Below are 6,632 nucleotides of genomic sequence, written 5' to 3'. Positions count from 1 at the left end.
ATTAGGATAATGTTTTAATCCATAATTATACAATCTTCCAAAACCAGCGCAATATTTATATTTAAATCCTATTTGCATACATTTTTAGACTTTTTGGAGTCCAGGATGTATGTGAACTTATTCAAAAAATAACAAATAAATTTTTTATTTTTTTATTCTTTTTTTTACTTCTTTTATTATTTTAGAAAAATCAACTTCTTCTTGAATCCCGCTGTTCATATCGCGAATTAAAATTGTGCCGTCAAGCACCTCTTTTTGCCCAATTATTAAAGTAACTTTAGCGCCTAATTTATTTGCCAAATCCAACTGCCCGCGCAAGCTTCCTTTTGAAAAATTTTCAGCGACTTTAATGCCCTCTGTCCTTAAATTTTCAAAAAGCCATAACGCTTTTACCCGCGCCTTTTCTCCAAGCTGAGCGACAAAAACTTCAATTTTGCTTTTCTTTTTTACTTCAATTTTATTCTCTTTTAATTTAAGAATTGCTCTTTCTACTCCTAACCCCATCCCGCAAGCAGGAACATCTCTTCCGCCCAAGTTAACCATTAAATCATCATAGCGCCCGCCTCCTCCTAGTGCAGACTGCCTGAATCCGGCGCCTTCAATATTCGCGGGCCAAATTTCAAAAACAGTTCTTGTATAATAATCAAGCCCTCTTACCAAATATGGATCATATTCATAAGGGATATCAAGCTCGTCAGCGCATTCTAAAACTTTTGTAAAATGTTTTTTGCAATCACTGCAAAGCCAGTCAACTATTTGCGGAGCGTCTTCAATCGCTTTTTGGCATTTTTCTTCTTTGCAATCCAAAACTCTTAAAGGATTTTTAGTAACCCTTTTTTTGCAAACAGCACATAGTTTAGTTTTTTTACTCTTTAAATAAGCGACTAAATTTTCCTTATACTGAGGGCTACATTCCATACAGCCAATACTGTTAATTTTTATATTTATGTTAATTCCTAAAATGCTGTAAAATTTATAAGCTATCAGCAATAACTGCGCTTCTATAATATAGTCTTTGTCGCCTATAATTTCTAAATCAAACTGATAGTGCTGTCTGCCTCTTCCCGCTTGGGGCCTTTCTCTTCTAAAAACAGGGGCTATGCTGAAAAGTTTTACAGGCTGCGGCAAATTTACCATTCCATGCTCAATATAAGCCCTGGCAATTCCAGGCGTTAATTCAGGCTTCAAAGAAACATTATCCCCTCCTTCATCAATAAAAGAAAACATTTCTTTTTCAACTATGTCAGTATCTTTCCCTGTGCTGCGGACAAACAAAGAAGTATTTTCTAAAATAGGAGTGTCTATTTTTTTAAATCCGTAATCTTTTGCTATTTTTTCAGCATTCTCTTTTATATAATCCCAATAAACCTGCTCTTGGGAAATTATATCTTTCATTCCGCGCAAAAGTTGCGGCGGTTTCATTCTTTTTTTTCTTTTAATAATTGTTCTATTTTTTGGACGGCGACCCATAAATGTTTTTATTAGTAAATTAACTGCTTATTATTATAAATTATTTTTTTATTTTTGTCCATTTTTTTTCAAAAAAAATTCCCCCTCTTTTAAAAAATAGAGGGGGAGATCTTATTACTTTGAAGAGCTTAAATATGTTATTTTTCTCTTGCTTTTTTTGCTTTTCTTCTTTGGATAAAACCAAATCCAGCAAGCCCTGATCCGACGAGAATGATTGTTGCCGGCTCTGGCACCGGATTGGAATTACTTGAGGATGACGAGAAAGTGAACTCGTCCATTCCAAAATGGGTACGATTGCGCGAATCTGTTACCCCAGCGCCCAAAGAAGGATAAAAAGATAGTCCAACAATATTATCCCAATCCAATTGAGGAGAAAACAACGATGAGGAATCTACGTCCACAACAATTGTTTCCTCAAAAACAGGATATCCTTCGGAAGAATAAGCTGTTATTGCTATATCTAGAGGATTCCACGCGCCTTTAAAATAAGCGCTTTGAAAAGTAAAAGGATCGCTTATTGTTTCTCTTGTCACATAAGCGACATTTCCCCCGTAATTAAAGGCGGAATAATTTCCTTCAATCTCATATCCAGAAATATAGTTAGCGGACATATAGCCAAAATTGTCCCAATTCAATCCGCCATACCCATCTGGGATATGACCGTAGATGCTTGTTCCGATGTCCTCAAACCCAAGGGTAGCTGTTTGGTTGCCTGTTCCATTTGTCGGAATCTGCATAGCAACGGCAGATACCGCAAAAAACAAAAAAATCGCTAAACAAAAAAATCCTTTTTTCATCTTTTTTCTCCTATTTTTAAATTTTTTTTACCAACATTTCCTATTTTTGTTTTTTACCTCCTTTTATTATATTTATTATATTTCTTAAGAACTGATACTAAATATACCATAATTATTAAAAATGTCAATGCTTTTTCACTAAAATATCTAAATATTAAAAAATTTATCTAATTTTTGCTTGACAAGAGCCTTAATATTCAGTTAAATTAAAAATAAATAATTCTTTATAAAAAATTTTAGTTATAGTTTTCCTGCCGGCATGCAGGGAATTTTGTTAGCTAGAGGCTGATTAGCCTTTGGCTAAAATTTTATCTTATGTACAATTTAATTCTTTGCGGAGGGTCTGGAACTCGGCTTTGGCCTTTAAGCAGAAAAAATTTTCCAAAACAATTTTTAAAATTATATAACAATAAATCTTTGCTACAAGAAACTTTTTTGCGCGCGCGCGAAATTGTTCCTCTTGAAAAAATTTTTTTCATAACTAATCAGGATAATCTTTTTAATGTTTTTAATCAGATAAAAGAAATTGAAAAAAATTTTAACAAACAAAATATTTTAGTTGAACCAGCAAGCTTAAACACGGCGCCTGCGATAATTTTCGCTTTGAAATATTTAAAAGAAAAAATAAAAATAAATCCATCTGAACCGATTGTTATCACTCCGGCTGATCATTATATTGGCGACAAAAAATCATACCTAAATGTAATAAAATCAGCTGTTAATTTAGTTAATAATAATATTGGAACAATAGGCATAATTCCGATTAAGCCAGAAACAGGGTACGGATATATTAAAAAAGGAGAAAAGCAAGATGGATATTACAAAGTTTTACAATTTAAAGAAAAGCCAGACAAGCTAACCGCGAGGGCGTATATTGAATCAGACGATTATTTTTGGAATTCAGGAATATATATTTTTAACATCAACACTTTTATTAAAGAATTGGAAAAATGCAGTCCAAATTTATATTCATATTTTATAAAAAATTTTGATATTTTTATTTCAGAATTTAAAAAAATGCCTTCTGTGTCTATTGATTGCGCTGTTTCTGAAAAATCAGAAAAAATGGTTGTTTTTAAGGGTGATTTTGTTTGGAACGACATTGGCTCATTTGATAGTTTAAAAAAAACAATCAGCAGCAATAATTCTAAACATATAAATATAGACTCGCGAAATGTTTTTATCCACAGTGAAAATAACCGTTTAATCGCAACAATCGGAGTTGAAGATTTAATAATAATTGAAAACAGCGACAGCATTTTAATCCAAAAAAATGAACAAGGAGAAAAAGTCAGGAAGGTTGTTAAATATTTAAAAAGAAAAAATTTTAAGGAGTCTGAACATAGTTTAATTGTATATCGTCCTTGGGGAAAATATGAAGTGTTAATTGACACGCCAGCGCATAAAGTAAAAAAAATCACTGTTTTCCCTGGATCTAAATTAAGTTTGCAGTCCCATTATCATCGCGCTGAACACTGGATTGTTGTTAAAGGAATTGCTAAAATAGTAAATGGAGAACAAAATATTCTTTTACAGGAAAATGAAAGCACTTTTATTCCAGCATTCGCAAAACATCGTTTGGAAAATCCAGGCAAAATAAATCTTGAATTAATTGAAGTGCAAACAGGAAACTATCTTGAAGAAGACGATATTATAAGGTATGATGATGAATATGGGAGACTAGAGGCATAAATTATCAATTATCAATTTTCAATTTTCAATCCCCAGTAGTATAAGTCTTTCAGACTTAACTACGGGGCAGGCAATTTCCAATTTCCAAAATTCAAAATTGTTTTGCATGCCTGCCGGCGAGGCAGGGATTTATAATTTTGGTCATTGTAATTTATTTGTTATTTGTGATTTTGAATTTGTAATTTATTTAAATAAAATTATTTTATTTTATTATTAAGAAAGTATTATTTGCGATAAATTTTATATCTAAATAATTAATTATATATTTATGTTTGAATCAATTTTCAAATTTTTATCAGAACAAACTAACAGCGGTTTTTGGCAATACGAATTTTTAGGAAACACAATCAAAGGTTTTTTGATCGCTTTGATTGTGTTTTTTGTTTCGCTTATTATTTTCAAAATTTTTCAAAGTATTGTTTTGTACAAATTAAAAAAAATTGCGGAAAAAACCAAAACAGATATTGACGACACTTTTGTTAAAATTATTAATACGCTTCGTCCGCCCTTTTATTCGTTTTTATCTTTTTATTTAGCTTTAAATTTTTTAGCTATAAAAAACATAGCGGAAAAAATAATAAATATTATTTTAGTCGCGTGGGTTATTTATCTAGCGATTACGGCAATTAAAATTTTGATTGATTATGTTATAAAAAGAAGCATGAAAAAATATCAAGAAGACGATCACGCTAAATCAGCTATGAGATTGTTAGGAAATATTTCTAAGGCAGTATTATGGTGTATTGGTGTCTTGCTTTTTTTGTCAAATCTTGGAGTTAACATTACTTCTTTGGTAGCTGGCTTGGGAATCGGCGGAATCGCGATTGCTTTAGCTTTGCAAAATATTTTAGGCGATCTTTTCAGCTCGTTTGCGATTTATTTTGACCGCCCATTTACAGTTGGGGATTTTATCATAGTTGGAGAGCAGTCAGGCATTGTTGAAAAAGTTGGTATCAAAACAACAAGAATAAGAGCCCTCCGCGGAGAAGAAATTGTAATTTCCAATAAAGAATTAACTTCGGCCAGAATCCAAAATTTTAAAAAAATGAAAGAAAGAAGAATAACTTTTTCTTTTGGCGTAGTTTATAATACATTGTCAGAAAAAATGAAAAAAATTCCTTCAATAATAAAAGAAATTGTTGAGTCGGAAAAATTGGCTCGTTTTGATCGGGCTCATTTTCACGAATTTGGAGATTCAGCGCTGTTATTTGAAGTTGTTTATTACATTCAAACAGGAGAATATAATGATTATATGGACGCTAACCAAGGAATGATGTTAAAAATAAAAACGGCTTTTGAAAAAGAAAATATTGTTATGGCTTATCCAACTCAGACAGTTTATTTGGAAAAATAAAATTAAATTTATGCTTAAAAAAAGAAAGATTATAAAGAGAAATATAAACAACTATAAAAAAATTGTTTCCGCAGAAGAAATAAAAAGGATTAAAAAATTAGCCAAACTATTAAAAGGGAAAAAAATAATCCATATCAATGCCACTCCTGACGGAGGAGGCGTAGCGGAAATTTTAGAAAGCCAACCGTCATTGGAGAGATCGCTTGGAATAGATAGCAATTGGTATTTTATAAAAGAAGACAGATTCTTTTTTAGTATTACTAAAAAAATTCATAACGGGCTTCAAGGTCTTAAAATTTCTTTAACAGAAAAAGAAAAAAAATATTATTTAAATGTTAATAAAAAAATAGCCGAGCAGTTAAATAGACTAAAACCTGATTTAGTAATAATTCATGACCCCCAGCCATTGGCTATTTCTGCTTTCTATGATGGCGCGCCAATGATTTTAAGAATTCATCTTGATCTTTCTACTCCTAACCAACAAATTTTAAAATTTTTAAACCCCTACATTAAATTTTATCAAAAAGTGATTTTTTCTCTGCCAGAATATGTTATAAAAAATTTTGACGCTTCAAAGGCGGTCATTTCTTATCCGACGATTGATCCTTTAACAAAAAAAAATAAAATTATAAAGCCAAAAAAACTAAAAAACATTTTAAAGCGCCTTAATATAAATCCAAGCAAGCCGATTATCGCGCAGGTTTCAAGATTTGGAATTTGGAAAAACCCTGTTGGCGCTGCTAAAGCTTTTTATATAGCTAAAAAAGAAATACCTGATTTGCAATTAGTATTATTAGGAGTAATGGAAGCCCAGGACGATCCTTCGGCTCCTAAAATATATCAAAAGGTTAAAAAATACGCTAAAGGAGATACTGATGTAATTTTAATTTCTGATTTAAAAAAAATTGGGCTTAAAAATGAAGTTTTAGTAAACGCTTTGCAAAATTGCGCTAATCCTATTCTTCAGCTTTCGTTAAGAGAAGGATTTGGACTTACAGTAACTGAGGGTATGTGGCATAGTAAAGTTGTAATTGGCGGAAATGTCGGAGGAATAAAATTTCAAATAAAAGACGAAAAAAATGGATTTTTAGTTGATAACACTGATGAGGCCGCTAAAAGAATCGTGGAAATTTTAAAAAATCCAAAATTAGCAAAAAAAATAGGCGAAAAAGCCCATCTTTCAGTAAAAAAAAATTTTTTAATTACCAAATTAATAAAAGACCATCTGAAAATTTATAATCAAATAATTAAATAATACCCCCCTCTAACTCCCCTTATAAGGGGGAAAACTATGAAGTCAAGTTCCTCCCCTTTTAGGG

The 6,632-nt window shown here is 31.4% G+C and carries 5 protein-coding genes; 3 read left to right on the top strand and 2 right to left on the bottom strand.

The window, feature by feature from the left end:
• Positions 1 to 144: 144 nt before the first annotated feature.
• Positions 145 to 1,470 carry a histidine--tRNA ligase gene (gene hisS / locus U9O55_03895; GenBank protein ID MEA2088952.1) on the bottom strand — a complete coding sequence of 442 codons (1,326 nt, stop codon included), beginning with the start codon at positions 1,468 to 1,470 and terminating at the stop codon, positions 145 to 147.
• Between the two features lie 137 nt (positions 1,471 to 1,607).
• Positions 1,608 to 2,267, bottom strand: a complete 660-nt coding sequence (locus U9O55_03890; protein MEA2088951.1) for a PEP-CTERM sorting domain-containing protein — start codon at positions 2,265 to 2,267, stop codon at positions 1,608 to 1,610.
• 315 nt (positions 2,268 to 2,582) lie between these two features.
• Here U9O55_03890 and U9O55_03885 point away from each other — a divergent pair, with 315 nt between their 5' ends.
• The 3 genes from U9O55_03885 (at position 2,583) to U9O55_03875 (ending at position 6,568) form a co-directional block, all read left to right on the top strand.
• Positions 2,583 to 3,959, top strand: a complete 1,377-nt coding sequence (locus U9O55_03885; GenBank protein ID MEA2088950.1) for a mannose-1-phosphate guanylyltransferase/mannose-6-phosphate isomerase — start codon at positions 2,583 to 2,585, stop codon at positions 3,957 to 3,959.
• A gap of 268 nt (positions 3,960 to 4,227) precedes the next feature.
• Positions 4,228 to 5,313: a mechanosensitive ion channel family protein gene (locus U9O55_03880; GenBank protein ID MEA2088949.1), complete on the top strand. Its 1,086-nt coding sequence runs from the start codon at positions 4,228 to 4,230 to the stop codon at positions 5,311 to 5,313.
• 10 nt (positions 5,314 to 5,323) lie between these two features.
• Positions 5,324 to 6,568 (top strand): glycosyltransferase, encoded by a 1,245-nt coding sequence (locus U9O55_03875; GenBank protein MEA2088948.1) that lies wholly within the window; start codon positions 5,324 to 5,326, stop codon positions 6,566 to 6,568.
• The last annotated feature ends 64 nt before the right edge of the window (positions 6,569 to 6,632 follow it).

The organism is Patescibacteria group bacterium (genome assembly GCA_034660655.1).
In the GTDB taxonomy this organism is placed as follows: Bacteria; Patescibacteriota; Patescibacteriia; order JAACEG01; family JAACEG01; genus JAACEG01.
Note: the sequence above shows the minus strand (reverse complement) of the source record. Positions and strands in the feature narration are given on the sequence as shown.